The organism is Amycolatopsis japonica, assembly GCF_000732925.1.
Classification (GTDB): domain Bacteria; phylum Actinomycetota; class Actinomycetes; order Mycobacteriales; family Pseudonocardiaceae; genus Amycolatopsis; species Amycolatopsis japonica.
The window spans coordinates 7,941,500-7,967,178 of sequence record NZ_CP008953.1 but is presented as its reverse complement, the minus strand read 5'-3'; the positions used below and the strand labels follow the sequence as shown (position 1 = coordinate 7,967,178).

At 70.0% G+C, this 25,679-nt stretch carries 24 protein-coding genes; 19 read left to right on the top strand and 5 right to left on the bottom strand.

Annotation, left to right across the window (positions count from 1 at the left end):
* Positions 1-649 precede the first annotated feature (649 nt).
* Positions 650-1,399: a phosphoglyceromutase gene (locus AJAP_RS36830; RefSeq protein ID WP_038520169.1), complete on the top strand. Its 750-nt coding sequence runs from the start codon at positions 650-652 to the stop codon at positions 1,397-1,399.
* 69 nt (positions 1,400-1,468) lie between these two features.
* On the opposite strand, the gene AJAP_RS36825 is transcribed toward AJAP_RS36830, so the two are convergent.
* Complete coding sequence (locus AJAP_RS36825) at positions 1,469-2,386, bottom strand: hypothetical protein (protein ID WP_038520166.1); 918 nt, start codon at positions 2,384-2,386, stop codon at positions 1,469-1,471.
* Positions 2,383-3,030: a hypothetical protein gene (locus AJAP_RS36820; protein ID WP_038520163.1), complete on the bottom strand. Its 648-nt coding sequence runs from the start codon at positions 3,028-3,030 to the stop codon at positions 2,383-2,385. Before AJAP_RS36820 ends, AJAP_RS36825 begins: the two co-directional genes overlap by 4 nt.
* A 272-nt stretch (positions 3,031-3,302) precedes the next feature.
* On the opposite strand from AJAP_RS36820, the gene AJAP_RS36815 reads away from it, so the two are divergent.
* From AJAP_RS36815 to AJAP_RS36770, 11 genes are all read left to right on the top strand, one after another.
* Complete coding sequence (locus tag AJAP_RS36815; protein WP_038520162.1) at positions 3,303-4,535, top strand: sensor histidine kinase; 1,233 nt, start codon at positions 3,303-3,305, stop codon at positions 4,533-4,535.
* Positions 4,532-5,221 (top strand): response regulator transcription factor, encoded by a 690-nt coding sequence (locus AJAP_RS36810; protein WP_005167072.1) that lies wholly within the window; start codon positions 4,532-4,534, stop codon positions 5,219-5,221. The genes AJAP_RS36815 and AJAP_RS36810 overlap by 4 nt, the downstream gene beginning before the upstream one ends.
* Before the next feature lie 150 nt (positions 5,222-5,371).
* Positions 5,372-6,361 carry a Ppx/GppA phosphatase family protein gene (locus tag AJAP_RS36805; protein WP_037333010.1) on the top strand — a complete coding sequence of 330 codons (990 nt, stop codon included), beginning with the start codon at positions 5,372-5,374 and terminating at the stop codon, positions 6,359-6,361.
* A 105-nt stretch (positions 6,362-6,466) separates the two neighbouring features.
* Positions 6,467-8,008, top strand: coding sequence for a hypothetical protein (locus AJAP_RS36800; RefSeq protein WP_038520157.1), 1,542 nt, complete (start codon positions 6,467-6,469; stop codon positions 8,006-8,008).
* Positions 8,009-8,030: 22 nt separating this feature from the next.
* A complete protein-coding gene (locus tag AJAP_RS36795) occupies positions 8,031-8,828 on the top strand; it encodes a sugar phosphate isomerase/epimerase family protein (RefSeq protein ID WP_038520154.1) in 798 nt (265 codons plus the stop codon).
* Between the two features lie 141 nt (positions 8,829-8,969).
* Entirely contained in the window at positions 8,970-9,800 is an 831-nt protein-coding gene (locus AJAP_RS36790; RefSeq protein ID WP_016330916.1) for a thioesterase family protein, read from the top strand.
* A 24-nt stretch (positions 9,801-9,824) separates the two neighbouring features.
* Entirely contained in the window at positions 9,825-10,640 is an 816-nt protein-coding gene (proC, locus tag AJAP_RS36785; RefSeq protein WP_038520151.1) for a pyrroline-5-carboxylate reductase, read from the top strand.
* A 193-nt stretch (positions 10,641-10,833) separates the two neighbouring features.
* On the top strand, positions 10,834-11,049 hold the full coding sequence (locus tag AJAP_RS36780) for a helix-turn-helix domain-containing protein (RefSeq protein ID WP_016330918.1): 216 nt from the start codon (positions 10,834-10,836) through the stop codon (positions 11,047-11,049).
* A gap of 145 nt (positions 11,050-11,194) precedes the next feature.
* Complete coding sequence (locus tag AJAP_RS43300; protein WP_007030867.1) at positions 11,195-11,296, top strand: 30S ribosomal protein bS22; 102 nt, start codon at positions 11,195-11,197, stop codon at positions 11,294-11,296.
* A gap of 286 nt (positions 11,297-11,582) precedes the next feature.
* On the top strand, positions 11,583-12,632 hold the full coding sequence (locus AJAP_RS36775) for an NAD-dependent epimerase/dehydratase family protein (RefSeq protein WP_038520149.1): 1,050 nt from the start codon (positions 11,583-11,585) through the stop codon (positions 12,630-12,632).
* A complete protein-coding gene (locus AJAP_RS36770) occupies positions 12,629-13,720 on the top strand; it encodes a lysophospholipid acyltransferase family protein (protein WP_038520146.1) in 1,092 nt (363 codons plus the stop codon). The genes AJAP_RS36775 and AJAP_RS36770 overlap by 4 nt, the downstream gene beginning before the upstream one ends.
* Before the next feature lie 343 nt (positions 13,721-14,063).
* Here the strand turns inward: AJAP_RS36770 and AJAP_RS36765 are convergent, their stop codons facing one another.
* The 3 genes from AJAP_RS36765 to AJAP_RS36755 all read right to left on the bottom strand — a co-directional run bounded on the left by AJAP_RS36765 (position 14,064) and on the right by AJAP_RS36755 (position 16,962).
* Entirely contained in the window at positions 14,064-14,966 is a 903-nt protein-coding gene (locus AJAP_RS36765) for an HAD family hydrolase (RefSeq protein ID WP_016330921.1), read from the bottom strand.
* A gap of 96 nt (positions 14,967-15,062) precedes the next feature.
* A complete protein-coding gene (locus tag AJAP_RS36760) occupies positions 15,063-16,145 on the bottom strand; it encodes a DUF5667 domain-containing protein (protein ID WP_038520142.1) in 1,083 nt (360 codons plus the stop codon).
* Positions 16,146-16,254: 109 nt separating this feature from the next.
* Positions 16,255-16,962 (bottom strand): sigma-70 family RNA polymerase sigma factor, encoded by a 708-nt coding sequence (locus AJAP_RS36755; RefSeq protein WP_038520139.1) that lies wholly within the window; start codon positions 16,960-16,962, stop codon positions 16,255-16,257.
* Positions 16,963-17,254: 292 nt separating this feature from the next.
* On the opposite strand from AJAP_RS36755, the gene AJAP_RS36750 reads away from it, so the two are divergent.
* The 7 genes from AJAP_RS36750 to AJAP_RS36720 all read left to right on the top strand — a co-directional run bounded on the left by AJAP_RS36750 (position 17,255) and on the right by AJAP_RS36720 (position 25,437).
* Positions 17,255-18,733, top strand: coding sequence for an AMP-binding protein (locus AJAP_RS36750; protein ID WP_038520136.1), 1,479 nt, complete (start codon positions 17,255-17,257; stop codon positions 18,731-18,733).
* Between the two features lie 10 nt (positions 18,734-18,743).
* Entirely contained in the window at positions 18,744-18,980 is a 237-nt protein-coding gene (locus AJAP_RS36745) for a glutaredoxin family protein (RefSeq protein WP_038520134.1), read from the top strand.
* A 58-nt stretch (positions 18,981-19,038) separates the two neighbouring features.
* Entirely contained in the window at positions 19,039-20,574 is a 1,536-nt protein-coding gene (locus AJAP_RS36740; protein WP_038520131.1) for a molybdopterin-dependent oxidoreductase, read from the top strand.
* Between the two features lie 178 nt (positions 20,575-20,752).
* Entirely contained in the window at positions 20,753-21,580 is an 828-nt protein-coding gene (locus AJAP_RS36735; protein ID WP_378418400.1) for a redox-sensing transcriptional repressor Rex, read from the top strand.
* A 1-nt stretch (position 21,581) separates the two neighbouring features.
* Positions 21,582-22,889: a glutamyl-tRNA reductase gene (locus AJAP_RS36730; protein ID WP_038520127.1), complete on the top strand. Its 1,308-nt coding sequence runs from the start codon at positions 21,582-21,584 to the stop codon at positions 22,887-22,889.
* A gap of 7 nt (positions 22,890-22,896) precedes the next feature.
* Complete coding sequence (gene hemC / locus AJAP_RS36725) at positions 22,897-23,844, top strand: hydroxymethylbilane synthase (RefSeq protein WP_038520125.1); 948 nt, start codon at positions 22,897-22,899, stop codon at positions 23,842-23,844.
* A 60-nt stretch (positions 23,845-23,904) separates the two neighbouring features.
* Complete coding sequence (locus tag AJAP_RS36720) at positions 23,905-25,437, top strand: bifunctional uroporphyrinogen-III C-methyltransferase/uroporphyrinogen-III synthase (protein WP_038520123.1); 1,533 nt, start codon at positions 23,905-23,907, stop codon at positions 25,435-25,437.
* Positions 25,438-25,679: the final 242 nt, after the last annotated feature.

Genomic DNA, 25,679 nt, shown 5'->3' with positions numbered 1-25,679 from the left:
CGGTGACCGTTCGGGGCTGGATGGACGACACGCGTGATCCGGCGGACGGCACGTGTGACTGGATGGACGACACGACCCCGGCTGGTGTTCCGCCACGAGTCGTCCGCTCAATCACGTGTGTCGTCCATTCCGACACGCGTGTCGTCCGTTCAGTCACACGAAACCGCCGCCCCGGCGCCGGCAGTGGATACCTGCCACGAACGAGGGCCCGGAAGGTGAACAGGCGGGACGGCTCGAGGGAGGGGGGAGTCGCGATCTCGAGCCGCCCCGCTGAAGTTCCCGCCAAGGTGGACCCGGTGACGAGGGGGATGCCAACGGGGCCGGCGGGCGCCGCGACTCGGCAGGGGGGAGACGAGTCGCGGTCGTCACCCGCGTCGAGCCGGGGAGTGCGTGGAATCCGGCCGCGCGGGACTTAGTCAACCTGTCAGATCTCCACCTGTAATCACAAGACTACCGGTTACTCCGTTCGAGTGAACTTCGAAAACCGGGATAACGGAGTGCAGCCTGATTTCCAGGGAACGGGACTTGTTGGCAACCCGTCTTCTGGACGGGTGAAGGTGTTACTCGCGGGTAACGCACTCTCCGTAGAAACAAGGTCAAGCGCAGCCCTCTGACCGGCGCTTCCGCTCCCTCTGGCAGGCTGAACCCCATGGCTGAGCTTGGGACTCTGGTGCTGCTGCGTCACGGGCAGAGCACGTGGAACGCCGAAAACCTGTTCACCGGCTGGGTGGACGTGCCGCTGTCGGAGCAGGGCGAGCAGGAGGCGCGCAAGGGCGGGCGGCTGCTCGCGGAGTCCGGCCTGCTGCCGGACGTCGTGCACACGTCGCTGATGCGCCGCGCGATCTCGACCGCCAACCTGGCGCTCGACGCCGCCGACCGGCACTGGATCCCGGTGAAGCGCGACTGGCGCCTCAACGAGCGCCACTACGGCGCGCTGCAGGGCAAGAACAAGAAGCAGACCCTCGACGAGTTCGGCGAGGAGCAGTTCATGCTCTGGCGCCGCTCCTACGACACCCCGCCGCCTCCGATCGACCCGGCCGACGAGTTCAGCCAGGTGGGCGACGCGCGCTACGCCGACCTCGGCGACGCCGCCCCGCTGACCGAATGCCTCAAGGACGTCGTCGCGCGGCTGCTGCCGTACTGGGAGTCCGAGATCGTGCCGGATCTGCGCGCGGGCAAGACCGTGCTGGTCGCCGCGCACGGGAACTCGCTGCGGGCGCTGGTGAAGCACCTCGACGGCATCTCGGACGACGCGATCGCCGGGCTCAACATCCCGACCGGCATCCCGCTGCGTTACGACCTCACCGAAGACCTCAAGCCCGTCACCGCCGGTGGCACCTACCTGGACCCGGAGGCCGCCAAGGAAGCCGCGGCCGCCGTGGCGAACCAGGGCCGCTAGACCCACGCATTTCGTCCTCTGGATGCGGTAGTTCGCTCTCGAACCACCGCGTTCAGAGGACGAATTGCGTCAGGGGAGGGCTTGGACCGACTCGATGCCGGCCGCCTTCCACCCCTCGGGCAGCCGCTGGAGGCGCAGGACGATCGGCAGGTACCGCTTCGACGCCTGCCCGGCCGCGTCCGTGACGTCCGACGTCGCGAAGAGCAGCACGCTCGCCTTGTCGTCCACGACCTCCATGACCGCCGCGGCCGGGTTCGGCGCCGGCGACGCCTTCGTGCCGCCGGACCGGATCTGGTTCAGCCGAGCCGCCTTGTCCTGCTGGAACTGGGTCAACAACTGTCCGGTCGACACCGACTCGTAGCGGGCGTACGTGCCTTCAGGGTCGGCCGGATTCACGTTCAGCAGGGCTTCCGCGGCGCGCAGGGCACCGTCCCGCGCGGAATCCCGCACCCTCGCGAACACCCGGTCGCCCGCGCCCGGCTTCTCCGCCGCGGGCGGGGAGTCCGCCGGATTCACCTTGACCTCGCCGATCCGCCAGCGGTCACCCTCGCGGACGGTCGCGAGCAGCACCGACGCGATGCCCTTGCTGGTGGCACCGGCCCTGGTGCTGCTCTGGTCCAGGACGGTGAGCACCCGCGCCTTGTCCGGCGTCTGCTCGACCGCCGCCGACACGATCACCTTGGTCACGAGCTTGATCGGCTCGGCCGACTTCCGGACCTCGGCGAACAGTTTCGCCAGCTCGTCGCGCGCGCCCGGCGTCACGTTGTCGGCGAGTGCCTTCTCGTAGGCGGGCACGGCCGTACTGTCGTAGGAGAACACCGCTTCGGCGGCCGTCTTCACCGCCGTGAGCACGGACGCCGTCTTCGCCGGATCCACCAGCGCGAGGTTCGCGGGCGGGCTCTCCGGTTCGGGCCGGGCGGTGCCGGAGACCGTGGTGGTGCAGCCCGCGAGCGCGAGCAGCACGGCCAACCCCGCCCAGCGCTTCACAGCAGGCCGAGTTCCCGTGCCCGGGCGTCGACCTGCAGGCGCGACGTCACGCCGAGCGCGACCAGCAGCTCCGAGACGCGACGCTGATAGGTGCGCACGCCCATGCCGAGGCTCTTCGCGGCCTTCTCGTCTTTGCAGCCGGTGGTCAGGAACTCGAGGATCTGCGGTGCCTCCATCCGGATGTCGGCGAACCGCGCGTCGAACGTCTCCAGGGTGGTGGACGCGAGCCAGGCGGTTTCGAACAGCGACAGGATGCCCTGCACCAGCTCGGGGCGCGAGATGACGCTGTAGGAGCGCACCGCCTTGCCCTCGTCGCCCGCCATGATCGCGACCCGCTCGTCGAGCAGGATCGTCTCGTTGATCTCCTCGGTGCCGATCCGGATCTGCGCGCCGAGACCGGACAGGTGGTGCAGGTGCTGCGCGGTCTGCTCGTTCAGCAGGACGCCGGGGCGGTACAGCTTGCGGATCCGCTTGTCGTGCACCAGCCGTTCGCCCTGCTGCGTGAGCGACGGCCGCGAAAGCGCCCAGGTGTAGAGGTCGTCGGCCGCGCACGCGATGTCGGTCGCCGCGACGAACAGATGAGCCGTCCGGTCGAACAGCTCTTCTTCTCCGCGAATCAGGGAGATGTCACTGACGAGTTCCACGGCGACAGTCTTCCAACATTCCCCGGGGGCCGTGACGGGAACGTCGCTATTCACCGGTGAGCGATCACGACGAAAGTCGGAATCCGGGCATCACGCGGCGACGATGTCCCCGGTTCGGGTGACCCGGCTCACCCAGGAGATCTCGGCCAGGGATCGGCCACGTGAACGGCGGCCGACCTGCAGGCGAACAGGGGCTCCCCAGGTGTCATAGGCATCACGAGTACGCGGCCGGGACTAGGCCAAAAGACTACCCACGCGCTTACGATTCCCCTGTGACCACGCCTGTTGCACTCGCCCTGGCCGTCGGCGGACTGATCGTCGGTGTGGTTTTCGGCTTCCTGATCGCGAGGGGCCGCGCCCGCCGCGAGGAGCGGCGACCGACCGGTCCCACCGTGGCCGAACTGCTCGAACGCCTCGTGCGGTCCAGCAACAACGGCGTCGTCGTCCTCAACAGGTTCGGCGACATGGTCCTGCACAATCCGCGCGCCTACGAACTCGGCCTGGTGAAGGTCAACCAGGCCGATCCACGGGCCCGCAAGGCCGCCGAGCAGGTGGTCGAGACCGACGAGCCGATGGAGATCGACCTTTCCCCGCTGGAGGCGAGGGGCCGTCAGCCCGAGGCCGTCCTCGGCGAGGTCCGCCCGCTCGGCGACGGGTTCACCGTGGTCGAGGCGGTCGACCACTCCGAGGCGATCCGGCTCGAAGCCGTCCGGCGTGACTTCGTCGCGAACGTGAGCCACGAGCTGAAGACGCCGGTGGGTGCCATCGCGCTGCTCACCGAGGCCGTCCTCGACGCCGCCGAGGACACCGAGGAGGTCCGCCGCTTCGGCGGCAAGATCCTCCGCGAGTCGACCCGGCTCGGCCAGCTGGTCACCGAGCTGATCGCGCTGTCGCGGCTGCAGGGCGCCGAGCGGCTGCCCGATCTCAACGTCGTCGAGGTCGACGCCGTGGTCCGCGAGGCGCTCGGCCGGACGACGCTTTCGGCGGAATCCGCCGAGATCACCATCACCACCGACGCGGCCAGCGGACTGCTCATCGAGGGCGACCGGACGCTGATGGTCACCGCGCTGTCGAACCTGCTGGAGAACGCCGTCGCGTACTCGCAGCCGGGCAGCCCGGTGTCGATCAGCAGGCGGCTGGTCGACGGCAAGGTCGAGATCGCGGTGACCGACCGCGGCATCGGGATCGCCGAGGACGAACAGCAGCGTGTCTTCGAGCGGTTCTACCGCGCGGACAAGGCGCGGTCGCGGGCGACCGGCGGCACCGGGCTGGGGCTGGCGATCGTCAAACACGTGGCCGCCAACCACGGCGGTTCGGTCGGCCTGTGGAGCCGTCCCGGCACCGGGTCGACCTTCACCCTGCGCATCCCCGCGCACATCCCCGCCGAACCGGCCGCGCCCGTGAAACAGGCTCCGCCGGCCTCCCGGCCGGAGAAGACCCCCGAGCGGACACCCCGTCTCGTGGCAACAGGGCAAGAAAGCCCCGACCATGGAGGAAACCTGTGACGAGGGTTCTCATCGTCGAGGACGAAGAGTCGTTCGCCGACCCGCTCGCGTTCTTGCTCCGCAAAGAGGGCTTCACCGCCGCCGTCGCCGTGACGGGGCAGCAGGCGCTCGAGGAGTTCGACCGCAACGGCGCCGACATCGTCCTGCTCGACCTCATGCTCCCCGGTATGAGCGGTACCGACGTCTGCAAGCAGCTCAGGCAGCGTTCCGCGGTACCGGTGATCATGGTGACCGCGCGCGACAGCGAGATCGACAAGGTCGTCGGGCTGGAACTCGGCGCCGACGACTACGTCACCAAGCCGTACTCGGCCCGTGAGCTCATCGCGCGGGTGCGGGCGGTGCTGCGCCGCGGCGGCGAGCCGGGCTCCGAAGGCGACCTCGCCCCGCTCGTGCTGACCGCCGGGCCGGTGCGGATGGACGTCGAACGGCACGTGGTGACCGTCGACGGCCAGGAGGTCTCCTTGCCGCTCAAGGAGTTCGACCTGCTCGAGTACCTGCTGCGCAACGTGGGCCGCGTGCTCACCCGCGGGCAGCTGATCGACCGGGTGTGGGGCGCGGACTACGTCGGCGACACCAAGACGCTCGACGTCCACGTGAAGCGGCTGCGGTCGAAGATCGAGCCGGACCCGGGCTCGCCCCGGCACCTGGTCACCGTCCGCGGCTTGGGCTACAAGTTCGAGACGTGAGCTGAAGGGGACTTTCCCGGCATAAGACGCGGTGAAGGACGCTTTCCTCGCATCGCATGCGGGGAAAGTCCCCTTCAGCCCCCGCCCCTGCGATACAGATCACGGTTACGGTTTCGTGACCTGACGTGGGGGCGGGTACCGTAGACGCTCGTGCGCCTAGGGGTACTCGACGTCGGTTCCAACACCGTCCACCTGCTCGTGGTCGACGCCCACCGTGGCGCCCACCCGACCCCGATGCATTCCGAAAAGGCCGTCCTCCGCCTCGCCGAGCAGATCACCCGCAACGGCGACCTGAGCCGCGCGGGCGCGGACAGCCTCGTACGCGCGGTCGAATCGGCGAAGGCGGCCGCGGCCCGGCTGGGCTGCGAAGAGGTCATGGCGTTCGCCACCTCCGCGGTCCGCGAAGCCAAGAACGCCCCGAAGGTGCTGGCGAAGGTCCAGGAGCAGACCGGCGTCGAACTGAAGGTGCTTTCCGGGATCGACGAGTCCCGGCTCACCTTCCTCGCCGTACGCCGCTGGTTCGGCTGGTCGGCGGGCAAGCTGCTCGTGCTCGACATCGGCGGCGGCTCGCTCGAGATCGCGATGGGCCGCGACGAGGAGCCGGACCTGGCCGAATCGCTGCCACTGGGCGCGGGCCGGACCACGCGGACGCGGTTCCAGCACGATCCGCCGTCCCGTTCGGAGCTCATCGCGACTTCGGTGTGGCTCGAAGAACAACTCGCCCCGCTCGCGAAGAAGGTCGCCAAATTGGGTGAACCCGATCGTGTCGTGGCGACCTCGAAGACGTTCCGGTCACTCGCCCGGTTGACCGGAGCGGCGCCGTCGGCCAGCGGGCCGCATGTGCGCCGTACCCTGACCGACACCGCGTTGCGCCAGCTCATCGCGTTCATCTCCCGGATGACCGCCCAGGACCTGGCCCAGCTCGAGGGGGTCAGCGCGAGCAGGTCGCATCAGCTGGTGGCCGGCGCGCTCGTCGCACAAGCCACCATGCGGGCGCTTTCCCTGGAAGAACTGGAGATCTGTCCGTGGGCGCTGCGAGAAGGTGTCATCCTTCGACGGCTGGACCATTCGAACGGTGCGGACGAGACTGTGGGCGGCAGCGCCCGACTGGACTTAGTCGACGGAGAACGGGCACGGTGAAGAGGTGACGGAAATGCGGATGACGGTGGATAGCGCGCGCGACGCCGCCGATGCCCCGTCGCGTGCCGGTTCACAACGGCTCGAGCGCGCATTGGACAGCACGGTATGACGGACGAGACAGAGAGCGGCCAGCCACAGAAGACCGTGGCGGAGCTGCTCGCGCAGCATGGAGCCCAGCCCGAAGGCGGGCGCCGCAGGCGACGCCGCGCGGCCGACGACGAGGACGAGGCTCCCGAGCCCACTCGCGGACGGCGCGCGCCGTCGGTGAGCGACACCGCGCCGCAGGCGATCATCGACCGGGTGTCCGGCGATACCCCGCCGCCCGCCAACCGTCCGCCGCGCCGCGCGCGCCCGCAAGACTCCGGAGCGCGTCCGCTTCCGCAGCCGCAGCAGGATTCCGCGCCGCTGCCGGTGCCGCCGAACGCCCCGACCCGGCAGACGCCGCCGGTGCGCCCGCCGCAGGAGCAGAGCGGCTATCAGCAGCGTCCGCCGCAGCAATCCGGGCAATTCGTCCGGCCGACGCCGCCGCAGGAGCAAAGCGGTTACCAGCAGCGCCCGCCGCAGCAGTCGGGTCAGTTCGTGCGGCCGACACCGCCGCAGGAGCAGTCCGGCTATCAGCAGCGTCCGCCGGATTCCGAGGGGCTGCCCCCGCGCGGCCGTCCGCGTCCGCCCGGCCCGGAGGAGACCCGCGGCGCGGTGCCGCCGGTCCGCCGCCGTCCCGAACCGCCCGCCGGGCCCCCGTCGTCGGGGCTTTCGGCGAGACTCGACGGTGGCCTCGACGCCCCGGCCGAAGACGTCCAGGACCAGCCCGGCCCGATGGCCAGCGGCGCGTTCGCGACGCCGCCCGCCCAGCCGGCGCGGCGCCGTCGTCCGGCCGCCCGTCCGCCGCAGCCGAAGGCCGAGCCGAGCACCGAGCAGTTCGCCGCGGTCGGCGAAGAGGCCGCGCCCGAACCTGAGGCGCCCGTCGAGCCGGCGGCGCCGCCCGCGGGGCTCGCCGGATGGCGCAAGCGCAGGCAGAAGGTGCAGTCCGAGGACACCGAGATCGGCGGCATCCCGCCGGTGCCGCCCCCGGTCGCGCCCGTCGAGCCGGACCCCGAGCCCGAACCGGACCCGTTCGACGCAGGCCCCCCGACCATGGGTTCTTCCCACTCGCCCCACCCCGCACCGATGCCGTTCGTGCCGCCGCACTCCCTCGACGACCGTGACCGTCAGGACAACCTCGACGACTACGAGCGCGAGTTCGCCGACCCGGCGTATCCGGACGGCGGCCCGGACTTCGAGCGTGACGACTACGGCTACCGCGCCGACGAGTACGAGGACGACTACGACGACGATCAGGCCGAGGAGGTCGTCGACGAGCCCGCGGCGCCCGCCGAGAAGGCCTCGCCGGGGAAGCAGTGGCTGGCGCTGGCCGGTCAGCTCGCCCTCGGCGTCGTCGGTGGTGCCGCGGTGTGGCTGGGCTTCAACTGGCTGTGGGTGAACCTTCCCGCCGCCGCGCTGGTCGCCGCGTTGCTGGTGATCGTCGCGCTGGTGTGGATCGTCCGGAAGATCCGCAAGGCGGAGGATCTGCAGACCCTGGTGCTCGCGGTGCTGGTCGGACTGGTGGTGACGGTCTCACCGGCCGCACTCCTGCTGGTCGCCCGTTAGCGGCCTCGGGAAGAATGCCGGAATGGTTCAGCAGGTTCCGGTAGGCCTCTCGACGGCGTCCGTCTGGCCGTTGCGGGCGGGAGTGGCGTTCGAGCTGGCCGCCGACCTCGGCTACGACGGTGTCGAGGTGATGGTCTGGGCCGACCCGGTCAGCCAGGACGTCTCCGCCTTGCGCCGGTGGTCGCGGCGCACCGGGGTGCCGGTGCTGTCGATCCACTCGCCTTCGCTGCTGATCACCCAGCGCGTGTGGTCGCCGGATCCCGTGGTGCGCCTGCGGATGTCGGTGGAAGCCGCGCAGGAACTGGGCGCGCGCACGGTCGTGGTGCATCCGCCGTTCCGGTGGCAGCGCCGCTACGGCGACGCGTTCGGCGACCTCGTCGACGAGCTCGAAGAAGCCAGCGGCATCGAGATCGCGGTGGAGAACATGTTCAAGGTCCGCCCGCCCGGTGGATCGCGGATGTCGCGGGTGTCGGCGTTCCGGCCGTCGATCGACCCTACGGACGTAGGGTTTCGCCACTACACGCTCGACCTGTCCCATACAGCGGCAGCCGGGATGGACGCCCTCGCGCTCGCCGATCGGATGGGTCCCGGGCTCGCGCACGTCCATCTGGCGGACGGCACGGGACTCCCGAAGGACGAGCACCTGGTGCCCGGACGCGGCATCGAACCCTGCGCCGAACTGCTGGAAAAGCTCGTGAGCAGCGATTTCTCCGGACAGGTCGTGCTGGAGATCAACACCCGGCGGTCGCCGAGCGCGGCGCAACGGTCGCGGGACCTCGCGGAGTCACTCTTGTTCGCGAGGCTGCACCTCGGTCAATGACAAAGATCGTCTCCAGGTGCGGAGATTCATTCCTCCCTGCGCCCGAGGCGCTGGTACACGTAAAGTTCCGACCGTGAACCAGCTGCGCTTGTTGATCTCCCGCACCCCGATGGATCGGCTCGTGGCCTGGGTCAGTGCTCGGTGAGCGCGACCGACGAAACGAGCACCTCCTTCGACGAGGCATGCGCGACGAGATCACTGGGTGACGGCACGTTCACGGCGGTACTCCGTACCGAATGGTCGATCGGTGGACACCCCCACGGCGGCTTCCTGATGGCCCTGATGGCACGGGCCGCCCTGTCGTTCCTCCACGAACGCGGAGAGCCGCCGTCCGAGCCGCTCGCGATCAGCGCGGAGTTCCTGCATCCGCCCGCGGTGGGGCCGGTGCTGCTGCGCATGGACGTCCGGAAGGTCGGCAGGCGCGCCTCGGTCGTCGGGGTCCTGCTGGAGCAGCGGGGCCGCAGCTGCGTCGAGGCCAGGGTGACCACCGGACGGCTGCCGATGCGGCGGCCGGAGTGGACCGACGTCCCGGCCATGGCCGCGGAGCCGCCGCCCGGCGCGGTGCCCGTGACCGGCGAGACCTCCGAAGGCCTCTTCAACCTCGCGAAGGGCTGCGAAGTCCGGCTCGACCCGGCGAGTGTCGGCTACCTGCACGGCCGGATCGGCGACCCGCCGAGGATGCGGCTGTGGGTCCGGCCCCGGCACGGGCTCGCGGACCCGTACTTCGCCCTGCTCGCGAGCGACGTGAACCCGCCGGTGGTCTACAACCTCGGCCGGGTCGGCTGGGCGCCCACCGTGCAGCTGACCGCGTTGCTGCGCACCCGGCCGGCGCCGGGCTGGCTGCGGGTGATCGTCCAGAGCCAATCGGTGCACGAGGCCTGGTTCGACTCGGACGCCCTCGTGGTCGACTCGCAGGGCAGGCTGGTCTGCCAGGCGCGGCAGCTGGCGCTTGCCCCGGCGCCTGGAGCCTGACGGCCGTTTGGCACGCTGAAAGGCATGAGCGTGATCGCGGTTCTGGGTGCCGGGAAGATCGGGGAGGCCCTGCTCTCGGGCCTGCTGCACGGCGGGCACAGCCCGGACGACCTCCTGTTCACCGAGCGGTATCCGGCGCGCGCGGCCGAGCTGACCGAGCGCTACGGCGTGCACGGGGTCGGCGTCGCCGACGCCGCCCGCCGGGCCGACGTGCTGGTCGTCGCGGTCAAACCGCAGGACATCGAGCCGGTGCTGGACGAGCTCGCGCCGCTGCTCGGCGAGGAGTCCCTGGTGGTCTCCCTGTGCGCGGGCCTGCCGACCGCCCTGTACGAGCGCAGGCTGGCCGACGGCGTCCCGGTGGTGCGGGTCATGCCGAACACCCCGATGCTCGTGGGAGAGGCCATGAGCGCGGTCTCCGCGGGCGCGCACGCGACCGCCGAGCACATCGCTGTGGTGAAGGACCTGCTTTCGCACGTCGGGCAGGTCGTCGAGGTGCCCGAGTCGCAGCAGGATGCCGTCACGGCGCTGTCCGGCTCCGGGCCCGCGTACTTCTTCTACCTGGTCGAGGCCATGATCGACGCCGGGATTCTGCTCGGCCTGCCGCGGGCGCTCGCCGGGCAGCTGATCATCCAGTCGGCGGTCGGGGCGGCGAAGATGCTCGCCGAGTCCGATGAACACCCGGTGCTGCTGCGCGAAGCCGTCACGTCGCCCGCCGGGACGACCATCAACGCCATCCGCGAGCTGGAGAAGCACGGTGTCCGCGCGGCGCTGCTGGCCGCCATCGAGGCCGCGAAGGACCGCTCGACCGAGCTGGGCCGCGCCCACGAACCCCGCGTTTAGTCCTCTGGATGCGGTGGTTCGACGTCGAACCACCGCATCCAGAGGACGAAATGCGTAGTCGGACGGGCCCATCCCGGTGACTCGCGTCGCTTTAGCCACACGTGTCCCGCTACTCTCAGGAGAGCACGTGCGTGTCGATACCACAGGTGGGGAAGCCTCGTGGCGCGACACGTGTCGAAGGACACGGTGAATCATGCCGCCGAACAAGAAGGATGATCTGCCCTCAGTGGGCCAGGTCCAGTTCCTGACGGTCGCCGAGGTGGCCACGCTGATGCGGGTCTCCAAGATGACCGTCTACCGCCTCGTTCACTCGGGCGAGCTGCCCGCGGTGCGCGTCGGGAAGTCGTTCAGAGTGCCCGAAAAGGCCGTACACGAGTATCTGCAAGGCGCGTACTTCGACGTGGGCTGAGGCTCGGTCCGCGGAGCACAACGTGCCCGCCCGAGGGCGTCTTCCGGGGCGCGAGTACCCTGGAAGACCGCTCGTGCCTGTGCGCTCCACCCGTTGGACGCTGCGCCGGGCAGCGTGACCGACGACGAAGGAAGGAGCGCTCACGATGGGCTCTGTGATCAAGAAGCGCCGTAAGCGCATGTCGAAGAAGAAGCACCGCAAGTTGCTGCGCCGGACGCGCGTTCAGCGTAGGAAGGCCGGCAAGTAAGACACAGCCGGTGAGTGGCCCGTCCAGTTTCTGGACGGGCCATTCCCATTTCGTGGGCGGTTTCCGCCCATTCGAGTGAGACGTGGATCCCCTCTGCGAGCAGCGGGTTAATAGCATGTAAGCGCTGACTCGACTACCCCTAATGAGCGGTAACATCTCAAGGGCAGCCGCGCGATGCTTCCCATGAGTGCAGGTTCGCGCACACACGGTCGATGGACCAGCGCTCAAGGTCATCAGGACCCCGTGATCGAAAGTCCGAGAACCGCCCAAAGCCGCAGGGAGTCCTATGCCGTCGAACATCGTGCTCGTGACCGGGGTCGGGGGAGACCTTGGCGGGAAGCTGCTCGCCAGACTCGGCAACAATCCGGGGTTCGAGCGGGTGATCGGCGTGGACACCACGCCCCCGCAGAAGTCGGTACTGCAGCGCATGGGGCACGCTGAGTACGTCCGCGCCGACATCCGCAATCCGCTGATCGCCAAGGTGATCAGCACGGCCAAGGTCGACACCGTGGTGCACGCCTCGTGCACCGCGCATCCGGCGGGCCCGGCTCGCCGGACGGCGATCAAAGAGGTCAACGTCATCGGCACGATGCGGCTGCTGGCGGCCTGCCAGCGCTCGCCGCTCGTGCGCAAGCTCGTGGTGAAGTCGACGGCCGCCGTCTACGGCGCCGGCGCGCGCTCGCAGGCCGTCTTCACCGAGGATTCGGAGCTCATCCCCACCTCGGCCAGCGGCTACGCGAAGGACGCCGTCGAGATGGAGGGGTACGTCCGCGGGCTCATGCGCCGCCGTCCCGACATCACGACGACGCTCCTCCGGTTCGCCAACATCATCAGCCCGGAGATCGACACGGTGCTGTCGCGCTACTTCGCGCTGCCTGTCGTCCCGACCGTCTTCGGCTACGACGCGCGCATCCAGCTGCTTCACGCCTCGGACGCGCTGGCCGTCTTCGAACAGGCGACGCTGAACGACAAACCCGGCGTGTTCAACGTCGGGTCGGAGGGGGTACTCACCCTTTCTCAGGCGATCCGGCGAGCCGGGCGGGTCGAGCTGCCGATGCCCAGCGGCGTCGTGCCGTCGGTCGGCAAGGTGCTGCGCGGAGCGCGGGTGGTCGACTTCTCCGCCGACCAGGTCCGGCTGCTGAACTTCGGCCGCGTCGTGGACATCACGAAGCTCAAGAAGGACTTCGGCTACACCCCGCGGTGGACGACGCGGGAAGCGTTCGACGACTACATCACCGGCCGCGGGCTCCGGCCCGTGGTGGACGGCGGCAAGCTCGCCGGATTCGCGGGCAAGGTGCTGGTGGCCGCGGCGACCGGACAGGCGGCGCACCGGTGAGCAGGCCACACGAGAACTCTCACGAAGGCGAGGCGGAAAACGTGAGCGGCGCTGAAGCGCAGGTCATCCCGTTGCACGGCCCCGGCAGAGAGAAGCCGGACGCGGCCGCGCAGGCGGAACGGGATCTTCGCGAGTCGGAAGAAGCTCAGGACCATCTGGACTCCGAACGCCGGGCCGACGCGCCCGTCGTCGAGTTCCCCGGGGCGGCGCGGGTCTCGCCCGCCCGGACGAGGCCCACCGACGCGGACCTCCTCCCGGACTCGCTCAGGACGGCGTTGGCGTTCGTCCGTGACCGGCTGACCGGTGACTACACCGTCGACGAGTTCGGCTTCGACGCCGAACTCACCGAGACGCTGCTGTTGCCGCCGCTGCGCGCGCTGTACGAGAAGTGGTTCCGGGTCGATACGTTCGGCGTCGAGAACCTGCCGGTCGACGGCGGCGCGCTGCTGGTGTCGAACCACTCCGGCACGGTGCCGCTCGACGCGTTGATGACCGCCGTGGCCGTGCACGACCACGTCCCCGGCGGCAGGCACCTGCGCGGGCTCGGCGCGGATCTGGTGTTCCAGTTGCCGCTGATCGGCTCCTTCGCCCGCAAGTCCGGGCAGACGCTCGCCTGCAACGCCGACGCGGAACGCCTGCTGCGCAAGGGAGAACTCGTCGGGGTCTGGCCGGAAGGGTTCAAGGGGATCGGGAAGCCGTTCTCGTCGCGCTACAAGCTGCAGCGGTTCGGCCGTGGCGGTTTCGTCTCCGCCGCGCTGCGGACCGGGGCGCCGATCATCCCCGTGTCCGTCGTCGGCGCGGAGGAGATCTACCCGAAGATCGGGGACATCAAGCTGCTCGCGCGGGTGCTCGGCCTGCCGTACTTCCCGGTGACGCCGCTCTTCCCGCTGCTCGGCCCGCTCGGCGCGATCCCGCTGCCGACGAAGTGGAGCATCGAGTTCGGCGAGCCCATCCGCACGGACACCTACGACGCGGACGCCGTGGACGACCCGATGCTGGTGTTCACGCTGACCGACCAGGTGCGGGAGTCGATCCAGCAGTCGCTGTACAAACGCCTTTCGCAGCGGAAGAGCGTCTTCAAGGGCTAGACCACGTAACTCGCGTGATTGGAGCCGTCACTCGCGTGTTCGGAGCCGGAACTCTCGAGTTCCGGCTCCGAACACGCGAGTTCCGGCCTTAAGCACGCATGTGACGGGTCAGCGCTTCGGCGTTCAGTGTGCAGTGGCGGGTGCGAAAGTGGCTCTCACAACGCCGGCGGGTGTCAGATGCCGAGAGCGCCGCCCGACTGTGTGGATTTTGGGGCGTTGGATGACCAGAAATCCACACAGTCGCGCAGAGAAGGTCTGATCACGACGAGCCGCCCTCACGCGTTTAGTCCTCTGGATGCGGTAGTTGCACGCGCAAGGACCGCATTCAGAGGACTAAATGCGGTCAGCGCTTGCGGTAGGCCATGCCCGCCGCGACGGCACCGGCCACGGCACCGACGCCCAGCACCGAGGGCACGCCGATCTTCGCGGCCTTGCGTCCGGTCCGGAAGTCACGGATCTCCCAGCCGCGTGCCCGCGCGACGTCGCGAAGACCGCCGTCGGGATTCACCGCGACCGCGGTCCCGACGACCGACAGCATCGGGACGTCGTTCTGCGAGTCCGAATACGCCGTGCAGCGCTTGAGATTCAGCCCTTCGCGTGACGCCAGCGCGCGCACGGCGTGGGCTTTCGCGCGGCCGTGCAGCAGGTCGCCGACGAGACGGCCGGTGTAGACGCCGTCCTTGGTCTCCGCGACGGTGCCCAGCGCACCGGTGAGACCGAGGCGCCGCGAGATGATGGCCGCGAGTTCGATCGGGGTCGCGGTGACCAGCCAGACCCGCTGCCCGGCGTCGAGGTGCATCTGCGCGAGCGCCCTGGTGCCGGACCAGATCTTGTCCGCCATCAGCTCGTCGTAGATCTCTTCGCTGATGTCGGTCAGTTCCTGCACGGTACGACCGGCCACAAAGGACAGTGCGCGCTCGCGGTGGGTTTTGATGTCCTCCTTGTTCTCCCTGCCGCCGAGCCGGAATTTCACCTGCTGCCAGACGAATCCGGCCAGATCGGCGGACGTGAAGAACTTGCGCGCGGCCAGGCCGCGGGCGAAGTAGAAGATCGACGCGCCCATCATCATGGTGTTGTCGACGTCGAAGAACGCGGCCGCCGTCAGGTCCGGCGGTGCGGGCGGCGCGGGCGGTTCGAGGGCTTCGGCGGACGCGGTCGCCATGGCGGCCTCGGCCGACGCCTCGCCCGCGAGCTCGGCCAGCCGTTCGAGCTCTTGACTCTTATCCCTGCCCCGCCACACTGACACGCACACCGCCTCCGGAATCCCAGGTGCCTGTGCACAGCGTAGCGAGCGGCCGACCACGCTGTCCCGGGTGTGGCGCCTGCCTCACGTGACACCGAGTCAGCCGATGATTATCGGCGGTAACCCCGGGATGAGCGGCGGAATCGAAACCAGCGGCGGCGGTGGCGTGGTGGTCGTCGGCGGCAACGTCCTCGTCGTCGGGCCGGGCGTGGCCACGACGGGCGGCGGCGTGCCTCCTGACGGCGGGGCGAGCGGTCCGGTCGGGGCCGCGGTGTCCACACCGGACGATGGCGGCACCGAGGTCGGCGTCGGCGTCGCGGACGGAGCGGACGACGGCGGGGAAGACGTCACCGGCGGCAGGACGGCGTCGGGGGAGTCGGGATTCCGGACGCAGTCGCCGGCGGCCGGGACCGCGCCCAGCTCGTCGGACGAGCCCGTGGTGATCGTGTAGCAGACCAGACGCGAGCCGAGATCCGTCGTGCGCGCCTGGACCCTCTCGAGCAGCACGCGCGCCGAGTCGAACTTGTCGCGTGCTTCGGCGGGGGCGTAGTCGATCTGGAGACCGAGCCGGTCGGACTGCTGACGCGCCCAGGACCGGAGCTCGGCCAGCCGGGCCTGGCCACCCTGATCGGTGACGAGTGCCGTCAGCTGCGAGACGCCGGCGCGGAGATCGGTCTCGAAATCGGCGAGCCCGGTGAAATACGCGGCGGTGGGCGCGCCCTGCCGGGTCAGCTCGTCCAGTTCGCCGACGCGGTTCGCGGCGAACTCCAGATGCTTTTTCGCCTTGTCCTGTTCGTCGAAGGTGAGCCCGAGCGAGGCCGATTCACCCGCTCGTTTGATGCCGTAGAGCGGATCGCCCGGCAACGCGTCCTTGGACAGCAACAGGGTGATCCCGCCGAGCGCCAGGATGAGCGCGACGGCGGCCGCGGCGAGATTGGCGATGGCGTGACCACGTCGCTTCGGCGCGGCTTCGGCTTCGGCGAGGCGTCCGGCGATCTCGTCGCGGATCCGCTGCCGGGTCTCCGCGTCGGGGGCGCCGCCGGCGCCGAGTTCGCGCAAGCCGCCGACGAGCGCGAGTTCGTGCGCGAACTCGTCGTCGTCCGGGGATTCGGTGCCGTCGACAAGGTCGGCGAAGCGGTCACCGTCCGCCCGCTCCCGCGCGAACCATCCCGGCACGCCCACGGCGAAGTCTCCATCTGCTCAGCCCGGTCCTGACACCGGTCTGGCTGAGAAAACGAGCGGGGACGCCCAAGGGTTACGGCAAGGCCCGGTGAGGGACAAATATGGAACCTTAACGCAGTCCTGTGGGCAGAAGTTGTGCCAAACGGCGTACCGCGCGGTGCTGAAGGGCCTTGATGGCGCCCTCGTTGCGCTTCATGATCGCGGCGGTTTCGGCGACCGAAAGCCCCTGCATGAACCGCAGCACGATGCACTCGCGCTGATCCTCGCCGAGTTCGGCGACGCACCGCAGCAGTTCGGCGCGGGTGGCGCGGCTGATGGCCTGCTGTTCCGGCCCCGCGACGGCCTGCACGCCGACGTTCCCGATCGGTGCCCCGTTGGGCTCGGCGACCTCGTCGGTGACGACCTCGAGGCGGAACCGGCTCGACTTCACGTGGTCGAGGATGATGTTGCGCGCGATGGTGACGAACCAGGCGCCGACGTCACGCCCCTGGTAGCTCACCGACGTGATGCGGCGCAGCGCGCGGAGGAACGTCTCGCTGGTGACGTCTTCGGCCAGGTCCCGGTCGCCGAGGCGGAACAGGACGTACCGGTAGACGACGTCCACATAGCGGTCGTAGAGCCGCCCGAACGCTGAGGTGTCGCCGTCCTGAGCGGCGCTGACCAGCTCCCAGGCCTCGGCCTTCGCGGCTTCGGCGGCGGCGTCGCTCTCGGCGGTGTCGCTGACCTTGGGCCTGGGCGACGGTGCCGCGGGGAAACCACTCCGGCGGAGGATGTGGCCCGCCAGCATCGAGACGGGGTTGGGCGCGGGAAGAGTCACGGTCCACCTCCCGTTCCGGACAGGGAGGACCGGCCCGCATGTCCCACCGCCGCGTGGGCCTGCAAGATCTGCACGTCCGGACTCCCTTTCTCACCATCGAGTGATCAACACCACTCGACGACGCACAGCAGCATACGTGTAGTTACCGCGAAGTAGGTAGCGGTGCCGGGGTTACGGAACTGCGACGAAAGCGAGTGACCCCCATGACGGTGGCCGGGATGACAAACTGGCAACGCCGTACACCGAGGGAAGAGGTTCGCAGTTGAGCGCGGAGCAGGTTGCCGATGCAAGTGTGCCCACTTTGCTCGCCGAGGCCGCTCGTCAGTGGCCGGGCAAGGCGGCCGTCCAGGAGACCGGCGGAGGCGTCGCGCTGACGTGGGCGGAACTCGACAACGCCGCCCACACGCTGGCCCGCGCCCTGCTCGACGCGGGAATCGAGCGCGGTGACCGGGTGGCGTTGCGGCTGCCGACGTCGGCCGCGTTCGCCGTCTCACTGTTCGGGGCGCTCCGGGCGGGCGCGGTGGTCGTCCCGATCTCGCCGCAGGGGCCGGCCGCGGAACTGAACGGGCTGCTGGAGCACAGCGGCGCCCGGCTCGTCCTCGAACGCGAACCCACCGAGGAACTCCCCGACGGGGTGACAAGCCTCTCACCGGCTGTTACCTCGGATGGAGCAGCCGAACCGGTCGACGCGTCCGGCGCCGGTGAGGACATAGCGGTCATCTCGTACACCTCCGGCACCACCGGCCCGCCGCGCGGCGTGATGCTGTCGCACCGGGCGCTGCTGGCGAACCTCGACCAGCTGAGCCGGATCGTCCCGGCGCCGCTCGTACACGGCGACCGCGTGCTCATCACCATCCCGCTGTTCCACGTCTACGGCCTCGGCCTGCTGCAGACCACGGCGGTCGGCGCGACGGCGATCCTGTCCGAACGTTTCCTCGCCGAGCGCACGCTGGCCGACTGCACCGAGTACCGGGTGACGTCGATCGCCGGCGTACCCGCGATGTACGCCGAATTCGCCGCGATGGACCCCGAGGAACTCGGCCAGGGCCTGTCCACCGTGCGGCGGATGACCTCGGGCGCGGCGCCGCTGCATCCCAAGATCCTCACCGCCCTCCGCGGCGCCACCGGACTCGACGTCTACGAGGGCTACGGCCTCACCGAATGCGCGCCCGTGGTCACCACGACCCTGGTCACCGGCTACCCGAAGCCCGGTTCGGTCGGGCGGCCGCTGCCCGGCGTCGAGCTCCGGCTCGTCGACAGCGACGGCGACGCGGAGCCCGTCCCGCTGGACCCGGACGACCTCGGTGACGCCTTCGACGAGGACGGCGGCACCGGCCTGGTGTCGATCCGCGGCGCGAACCTGTTCTCCGGTTACTGGCCCGACGGCTCGCACGGACCCGACGAGGAAGGCTGGTTCCGCACCGGCGACGTCGGCTACCTCGACACCGACGGCGACCTGCACCTGGTGGACCGGGCCAACGACCTGATCATCGTCAACGGTTTCAACGTCTTCCCGCACGAGGTCGAGAACGTGATTTCGATGCTGGACGAGGTCGTCGAGGCGGGCGTCGTCGGCGTCGTCGACGAGCGGACCGGTGAGGCGGTGAAGGCCGTCGTCGTCCCCGCGCCGGGCGCAGCGCTGTCGGAACAGCAGGTCGTCGAGCACTGCGCCGAGCATCTGGCCGGGTACAAGGTGCCGCACACCGTCGAGTTCGCGGAGTCGCTGCCGCATTCCGCCACCGGGAAGCTGCGCAGGATGCGCCTCAGGTAAGGATTGGGGCATGGCCCACCACGTCACCGTCATGACCCGCACGGGCTGCCACCTGTGCGAGGTCGCGGAACAGGACATCGAGCGGATCTGCGGCGAGCTGGGTGTCGCCTGGTCGGCCCAGGACGTCGACAGCGATCCCGAATGGCGGGCCGAATATGGCGACCGCGTGCCGGTGATCCTCGTCGACGACGCCGAGCACGGCTACTGGCGCGTCGAAGAGGACAGGCTCCGGAAAGCATTGGCGTAACACACTCGTAAGGGGCGATCGGCCGCCCCGATGGCCGATTCGCTCCGAAGATGGAGTCGTGGACGACGAACGCAGGCTCACCTTCCCGCAAGCCGCACTGACCGGGCTCCTGTCACTGGCGGCAGCCCTCGGCGTGGGACATCTCGTCGCGGGCTTCGTCGGGTACACGGCCTCGCCGTTCGTCGCCGTCGCGAACTTCGTCATCGACCACAGCCCGCACGCGGTGGTCGCCTGGGCCGAGCGGACGCTGGAGACCTGGGACAAGCCCGTCCTCAAGATCGGCCTGGCCGTGGTGCTGGTGCTGTTCGCGCTGCTCGCCGGGCAGCTCTCGCGCCGTACGCCGCTACCGGGCCAGGTGATCGTCGGCGTCCTCGGCGCGGCAGGTGTCGCGGCGGTATTCGTGCGTACCGACCTCGGGCAGATCGCGCTGCTGGCGCCGGTGATCGCCACCGTCGTCGCGCTGATCGTGTTCACGCGGCTGCATTCGTTCTTCCGCCCGAAGGTGTTCTTCGACGACCGTGAAGGCGAAGGCCCGGACCGGCGCAGGGTGCTGATCACCGGCGCGTCCGTCGCGGCGGGCGCCGGCGTCGCCGCGCTGACCGGCCAGATCGCCGGGACCAGGAAGAACGCGGAGGAGTCGCGGGCCGCCGTCGGCAGGCTCGTCGCGGCGAGGACCGCGCCGCCGATCCCGCCCGACGCGGATTTCGCGAAGCTCGGCACCCCGCCGTATCTCACTCCTTCGAAGGATTTCTACCGGATCGACACGGCGCTGGTGGTCCCGCAGGTCCGCACCAAGGATTGGAGCCTGCAGATCCGCGGGATGGTCGAGCGCGAAGTCACCTATCGGTATGAAGATCTCCGCTCGCGCCCGCTGATCGAACGCGACGTCACCCTGTGCTGTGTCTCCAACGAGGTCGGTGGCCCGTACATCTCCAACGCGCGCTGGATCGGCATCGACCTGCGGGATCTGCTGAACGAGGCGGGCGTGAAACCCGGCGCCGAGCAGATGTTCGCGACCAGCGTCGACGGCTGGACCTGCGGAACCCCGGTCGAAGCCGCCCTGGATCCGCGACGCGGCGCGATGCTCGCCCTCGGCATGGACGGCGAACCGCTCCCGATCGAGCACGGCTTCCCCGCGCGGATCGTGATCCCCGGGCTCTACGGCTACGTGTCCGCCACGAAATGGGTGACCGAGCTGGAGATCACCACCTGGGCGGAGCGCAAGGCGTACTGGCTCGACCGCGGCTGGGCCAAGGAAGCGCCGGTGAAGACGCAGTCGCGGATCGACGCGCCGGGTTCGGCGGTGAACGCGGGCAAGGTCGTGGTGTCCGGGACCGCGTGGGCACAGCACACCGGTGTCGCGAAGGTCGAGGTCCGTGTCGACCAGGGGCCGTGGAAGGAGGCCGTCCTGTCGGCGGAGACGTCGAAGGACACCTGGCGGATGTGGTGGACCGAGGTCGACGTCGCCGCTGGTCAGCACGAGATCGCCGTCCGGGCCACGGACCAGTCCGGTTACACACAGACGCAGGAGCGCGCCGGGACCGTGCCGGACGGCGCCACCGGCTGGCACACGGTGACGGTCAACGCGCGCTAGAGAGACTGACCACAGCACCTACCAGTGACTTTGTGCCTGCGTTCACAAGTGGCTACCGTAGATACGTCGCCTCCGAAAGCGCCCGGCATCGAACCGGACTCAGCGCGGCGGGTCAAGAGCCGTTTTCCAGGTTCGGGCGATTCATGTCGTCAGCAGGGACCAGAGGGAGCGGACAAGCGTGGTGTCGCAACGAGGCCGGCGCACCCGGGTGACACCGGACGCCGACAACGCGCCCACCGCGGAGATGCCCGCCGTCGAGACCACCGCCGAGCCGGAAGCGGTCCGCGCGAAGTCGATCCCCGAAGCCGCCGTCGCCCGCCTCGCCGTCTACCTCCGTGTTCTCTCCGGGCTGGCCGAGCAGGGCGCGACGACGATCTCCAGCGAGGAGCTCTCGCAGGCCGCGGGCGTCAACTCCGCGAAACTGCGCAAGGACCTGTCCTACCTCGGCTCCTACGGCACCCGTGGTGTCGGCTACGACGTCCAGGTGCTGGTCAGCCAGATCGAGCGCATCCTCGGCCTGACCCGCAAGCACAAGGTCGCCGTGGTCGGCATCGGTAATCTCGGGCACGCGCTCGCCAACTACGGCGGGTTCCCCGGCCGCGGGTTCCCGGTCGAGGCGCTGTTCGACCTCGACCCGGATCTGGTCGGCGTCCCGGTCGGCGGTCTCCCGGTCTCACATCTCGACGAGATCCCCAAAGTCTGCGCCGAACGGCAGATCTCCATCGGCGTCATCGCCACTCCGCCCACCGCCGCGCAGTCGGTCTGCGACCGGCTCGTCGCAGGTGGCGTGCAGTGCATCCTGAATTTCGCCCCGGTCGTGCTGCAGGTTCCGGCACATATCGAGGTGCGCAAGGTCGATCTCGCGGTCGAGCTGCAGATCCTGTCGTTCCACGTCGCTCGTCGCGCCGATCTGGCCGCTAACGGCAACGGCGGAGGGGACAGTGGCCCCGGGGGCGCCGAGAATGGCAGCGTGAACGGCCACGGCAACGGAATGGTGGTGCGCTGAAATGAGCGTGTTGGCGGTCGGGCTTTCGCACCGCAGTGCCGAGCTGAACACCTTGGAGCGCGTCGCGGTCCCCGCGACCGACGTGACCAAGGTGCTCCACGAACTGCAGCAGGCCGAGCACGTCAGCGAGGCGATCCTCGTCTCGACCTGCAACCGCATCGAGGTCTACGCCGTCGTCGAGACCTTCCACGGTGGCCTCAACGACGTTTCCGACGTGCTCGCCCGCCAGGCCGGCATGCAGCCCGCGGACCTCTACGAGTCGCTGTACGTGCACTACGCCGGCGCCGCGATCGAGCACCTGTTCTCGGTCACCTCGGGGCTGGACTCGATGGTCGTCGGCGAGACGCAGATCCTCGGCCAGATCCGGTCCTCCTACGCCACCGCGCGGGAGGCCGGCACCGTCGGCCGCACGTTGCACGAGCTGATCCAGACCACGCTGCGCGTCGGCAAACGCGTCCACACCGAGACCGGGCTCGACCAGCTCGGCGCGTCGGTGGTCTCCGAGGCGCTCGCCGCGGCCGGGGACATCGCGGGCAAGCACGCGCTGATCATCGGCGCCGGTTCGATGGGCGCGCTGACCGCGTCCCAGCTGCGCAAGTCCGGGATCGGCGAGATCACCATCGCCAACCGCACCGAGGCCAGGGCCGCCCGCCTCGCCGCCGCGAGCGTCGAGCAGGGAGTGCCCGCGAAGGCCGTCCAGATGAGCGGGATCGCGGACTCGGTCGCCGAGGCGGACGTCGTCGTCTGCTGCACCGGCGCGCAGGCCGCGGTCTTCACCGCCGCACACGTCCCGGCCCGTGCCGGGCGCCCGCTGGTCGTCTGCGACCTCGGCCTCCCGCGTGACGTCGACCACGACGTCGCCGCACTGGCCGACGTCACCGTGGTCGACCTCGAAACCATCCAGCGCCGCATGCGGGAAGCGGGCACCCCGACCACCGAGCGGCAGACCGCGAAGGCCACCGGCATCGTGCTCGACGAGGTGCGCGAGTACCTCGCCGGCCAGCGCAGCGCCGAGGTGACCCCGACGGTGACGGCGCTGCGGCGCCGGGCGGCCGAGGTGGTCGACGCCGAACTCCTGCGGCTGGACAACCGCCTGCCGGACCTCGACGCCGGGGTCCGCGAGGAGGTCGGCCGCACGGTCCGCCGCGTGGTCGACAAGCTGCTGCACGCGCCGACGGTGCGGGTCAAGCAGCTGGCCGCCGAGACGGCCGACACCGACTACGCCAACGCGCTGCGTGAGCTGTTCTGCCTCGACCCGCAGGCGCCCGCAGCGGTGGCGAGTCCCACCGCAACGCCGAAAGACGAGTGATCATCCAGTGAGCAGAGTCATCCGCATCGGGACGCGCGGCAGCAAACTCGCCCTCGCGCAGACCGGCACCATCGCCGACGCCCTGCGTGCCACCGGGGCCGAGGTCGAGCTCGTCACCGTGACGACCCCCGGCGACAAGTCGTCCGCGCCGATCCCCACGATCGGGGTCGGCGTCTTCACTTCCGCGCTGCGCGAAGCCTTGCTGCGCGAGGAAGTCGACGTCATCGTGCACTCCTACAAGGACCTCCCGACGAAGCCGGAGCCGGGCATCACGCTCGCCGCCGTGCCGCGCCGCGAGGACCCGCGTGACGCGCTGATCGCCCGTGACGGGCTGACACTGGGCGAGCTCCCGCCCGGCTCGACCGTCGGCACCGGCTCGCCGCGGCGGACCGCGCAGCTGCGCGCGCTCGGTCTCGGTTTGGAAATCGTGCCGATCCGAGGCAATATCGACACCCGCATGCGCAAGGTGAGCGACGGAGAGCTCGACGCCGTCATCCTGGCGCGTGCCGGACTGGCCAGGATCGGCCGGGCGGAGGAGATCACCGAGACCCTCGACCCGATCCAGATGCTGCCCGCACCCGCGCAGGGTGCGCTGGCGGTGGAGTGCCGGACCGGTGACGTGGACATCGAGCACCTGCTCGGATCCACAGTGGACGATGAAGGCACCCGTGCCGTGGCGACCGCCGAGCGGGCGTTGCTCGCGGCGCTGGAGGCCGGGTGCAGCGCACCGGTCGGAGCGCTGGCGGAGATCGTCGAGGACCTGGACGCCGAAGGGCGGGTCGTCGAGCGGATCTCGTTGCGGGGCACCGCCGCCGTCGAAGGGGACGGGGACGCGGTCGACATGGTGCGCGCTTCCGCGCTCGCCGACAAGCACGAAGCCGATCAGCTCGGCCGGACACTGGCCACCGAGCTGCTCGACCTGGGGGCCGGTGCGCTGTCCGGCCCCGCCCAGTGAGTCAGAACGTTGAAGGTAGGGCCGCGCTCGACTGCGGCCGCTCAAGAGGAGAACGCACAGATGACCCCCGCGCGTAAGACCACCGGGCGTGTCGCCTTCGTGGGCTCGGGCCCCGGTGACGCCGGTCTGCTGACCGTCCGCGCTCAGGAGCTGCTCGCCAAGGCCGAGGTCGTGGTGACCGACCCGGACGTCCCTTCGGGCGTCCTGGCCTTCGCCGCCGAGGGCGCCGAAGTGCGCCCCGCCGTCGGCGAGGCCACCGAGGTCGCCAAGGACCTGGTGAACGAGGCCAAGGCCGGACGACTGGTGCTCCGGCTCATCGCCGGTGACCCGCTGACCCAGCCCGCCGTCGTCGCCGAGGTGCAGGCCGTTTCCCGGACCAGCGCCGTGTTCGACATCATCCCGGGCGTCTCGCCCGGCGCGGCCGTCCCGGCGTACGCCGGTGTCGCGCTCGGTGGAACGCACACCGAGGTCGACGTCCGCGGCGACGTCGATTGGGCCGCGCTGGCCGCGACCCCCGGCCCGATCGTGCTGCACGCGACGTCGGCGCACCTGGCCGAGGCCGCGTCCGCGCTGACCGAGCACGGACTGGCGCCGACCACCCCGGTCGCCGTCACGTCGAACGGCACCATCAACACCCAGCGCACCCTGGACACCACGCTGGCCACCGTCGCGAACGAGGCGGGCGAGCTCGTCGGCCCGCTCATCGTGACCATCGGCCAGGCCGTCGGGCAGCGCTCGAAGCTGTCGTGGTGGGAGTCGCGCGCGCTGTACGGCTGGAAGGTCCTGGTGCCGCGCACCAAGGAGCAGGCCGGTGAGATGGCGGAGCGGCTTCGCGGCCACGGCGCCACCTCGCACGAGGTCCCGACCATCTCGGTCGAGCCGCCGCGCAGCCCCGCCCAGATGGAGCGTTCGGTCAAGGGTCTCGTCGACGGCCGCTACCAGTGGATCGTCTTCACCTCGACCAACGCCGTCCGCGCGGTGTGGGAGAAGTTCGAGGAGTTCGGCCTCGACGCCCGCGCCTTCTCCGGCGTGAAGATCGCCTGCGTCGGCGAATCGACCGCCGCGAAGGTGCGCTCGTTCGGCATCATCCCCGAGCTGATCCCGGAGGGCGAGCAGTCCTCGGAGGGTCTCCTCGCCGAGTTCCCGCCGTACGACGACGTCCTCGACCCGGTCGACCGCGTGCTGCTGCCGCGGGCGGACATCGCCACCGAGACCCTTTCGGCCGGCCTGCGCGAACGCGGCTGGGAGATCGACGACGTGACCGCGTACCGCACCGTGCGGGCCGCGCCGCCGCCCGCCGAGACCCGCGAGATGATCAAGACCGGCGGTTTCGACGCGGTCTGCTTCACCTCGTCCTCGACCGTGCGGAACCTCGTCGGCATCGCCGGCAAGCCGCACACCCGCACGCTGGTCGCGTGCATCGGCCCGAAGACCGCGGAGACCGCCGTGGAGTTCGGGCTGCGGGTCGACGTCCAGCCCGAGAAGGCCGACGTCCCGCACCTGGTCGACGCGCTCGCCGAGCACGCCGCCCGGCTTCGTGCCGAAGGTGCGCTTCCGCCGCCTCGCAAGGCGAAGCGGGCTCGCCGCTCCTGACGATCGGTTAGTACGTGAAGGCCCCCTTCATTGCGCTAGACGCAGTGAAGGGGGCCTTCACGTACTTGGGTCGCCGCCGTGACTGCTGAGGCCGCGGACCGATGCTTCACGGACTGGGCAGACAGGCGCGGCGTGAGCAAAGGCGTGACTAGCGTGATCAGGGACGTGACTCGCGTGATTGGATGCCGCACTCGGTGTTCCGCCGTTGATCACGCGAGTTCCGGCTTCGATCACGTAAGTGC